The 2269-nt window shown below is 67.9% G+C and carries 1 protein-coding gene; it reads right to left on the bottom strand.

All coding sequences use genetic code 11. The features are described from left to right. Positions 1-2183: phage portal protein (locus tag ACRDSQ_RS15725; RefSeq protein WP_431421929.1), on the bottom strand; the 2183-nt coding region annotated here is incomplete at its 3' end. Positions 2184-2269 lie beyond the last annotated feature (86 nt).

Raw genomic sequence — 2269 nt, 5'->3', positions numbered from 1 at the left:
CCCATCACCCGCTTGCCGGCATCCGTCTCCACACCGTAGAGATCCTTGGCGAGCGCCATCTCGTGCAGGTCGGTGGAGAACTCGTGCTCGGCCCGCTGGAAGCTGCCATTCCGGTCGAACCGGTAGGGCAGCGCCTCGCGGACAAATTCGACGGTGCCGGACCGGGCCGGGTTGACGACCTCGGGCCGTTCGACGTGCTCGGGCACCGCCGGGGCGGCGGTTAGGCCGGCGCCGGGCAGGCCGAGAAGCAGGCCGAGATGGCCGGACTGCACGAGGCTGTCGACCTGCTCCGAGGACAGAGTGAGTCCGCCTTCGGGAACGGCCGGCAGATTCTCGGCCGGGCCGGCCGCGGGGGCGGTGATGGCCTGCAGTGCGCCCGGGCGGGCGAACAGCGACGAGAGCTGCTCGGACGTGAGCTGCACGCCCGCGCCCGCCGGCGCCTCGGTGGTCTGGTCGGTAGTGGTGGAAGCGGTGCAAGCCACGCCTTCGGCGTGAACCTGGCCGCAAGCCTGGCAAGGCATCGCTGTTTCTCCTTGGTTTCTGCTCGCGGCCACCTTTGTGACCCGGGCGTTGTCGAATGACGGCATTGCGGTGAGAGAGGTCTCGCGCCAGTCGGCGCGGCGCACCAGCAAGGCGCCCTTGTATTGGGGGTCGGGGACAGTGTCGGTGCCGGCGTCGAAGTCGACACCGACAGAGAACCCGTCGAGCACGCCGTCCTCGGCCAGCTCAAGCGCCCGGTCGCCTTCCGGGCCGCGGGCCACCTTGAACCGGGCCAGCAGCCCGGTCGGCGTGTCCTTGAGTTGGATCGCCCGGCCGATGGCCTGACGCGGATCGTGGTCACGGAGCAGCTTGACTCGGCCCGGGTTGTCCGCGTCCCATGTGAGCGCGCCACGATCGAACCGGAACGCCATACCATTCTGGCTGGCCAGCTCACCATACGGGAGTGCCAGCCCTTCGATGGTGCGGCCCTCGCGGTTGACACTGAACGTGGACACGGGGACGTCGATGAACATCAGCCCGCGGCTGTCGTCGAACGTCATCGAGGTCGGACGGGTTGCGCTCACAGTGACAGCCTCCTCGGCCGGCGGGGCCGGCTCGGCGGTCTGGTCTGGCGGCGGCGGCGTGGCCGGTTCGAGCTCGGACTCGGGGAGCGGCGGCATCCCTTCCGCCTCGCGGATCTCTGGCACGGTGATCGCACCAAGTCCCTTTGCGGTCGCGTACGTGGACCACCGCTCTGTCGGGTTCGGCAGCAGGTACTCGGTCGTGTTGAACCGGACCGTGTAGCCCCGGCGGGTCACATCGCCCATCGACAACCGGTCGGTGATGCCACGCATGTACGGGGACAGCACCTCGTTCAACTTGTTGCGGCGCCGATCCACGTCGTTCGAGTAGGTACGCGAGGTCGTCGAGATACCCAGATCTTCCGGGTCGATGCCGAGCGCGTTGGCGATGTCCAAATTCACCTGCCGTTGCAGCTCGACGAGCTGCAGATCACGCGGCGCCGGCGAATCGACCGAGTGATACTTCAACGCCGCGGGCACGTACGCGGTGCTGCGCTTCCGGCGGGCCGCCTTCCACGTGGCCAAGATCTCGTTGACCTCGTCGTCGTCGACCTCATCGGCGCCATCGGCCGGCTCGAAATAGTCAGCCGGGCGCGGGTCATCCGCGTACATGACCGCGGCCTTGTCCAACGCTATCGCCCGGCGGATCTCGCGGCCCGCATGCTTCAACACCGCAGGATTCGGCGAATCGAACCGGATCATGCGGCTCCCACCGACCGGCTGCCCATCCACCCACACGACGCCGCCACGCGGGTCGATGCCAGACGGCAACGGCGCCGGATTCTGCCCATTAGCCGGCGGGACGATGCTCACCGACCCCACGTCGAGGTGACGGGCAGCCACCGGATACCCGGTCACATCATTAGCTGTCACCAGCCACCACGAGATACCGTCGAACAGCAGGTCTTCGACCGTCTGACTGATCGTCACGATATTGGCCACGTCCGGGTCGATCTGCCGGAGCAGCGCCGACGCGGCGACCATGTTCGTAGGGTCGAGCTGCTCGAGCGGCATCGTCGCCACCGAACAGATCAGGTTGCGGCCCCGCCGCACCGCGGGCACCGACAGGGCCTGACTACGGGTGGCGGTCGTGCCGGTCGCCTGCTGCATCTCGGCGAACATCTCGACGATGTTCCTGGGGCCATCGATGCTGAAGCCATGTCGCTGCTTCCGATGCCACGGCCATCGCACGGCCGGCACCTTACACC

Source organism: Actinokineospora sp., from assembly GCF_050699995.1.
Taxonomy (GTDB): Bacteria; Actinomycetota; Actinomycetes; order Mycobacteriales; family Pseudonocardiaceae; genus Actinokineospora.
The sequence above is the reverse complement of the archived record's forward strand: the minus strand, read 5'-3'. Positions and strand labels throughout refer to the sequence as shown.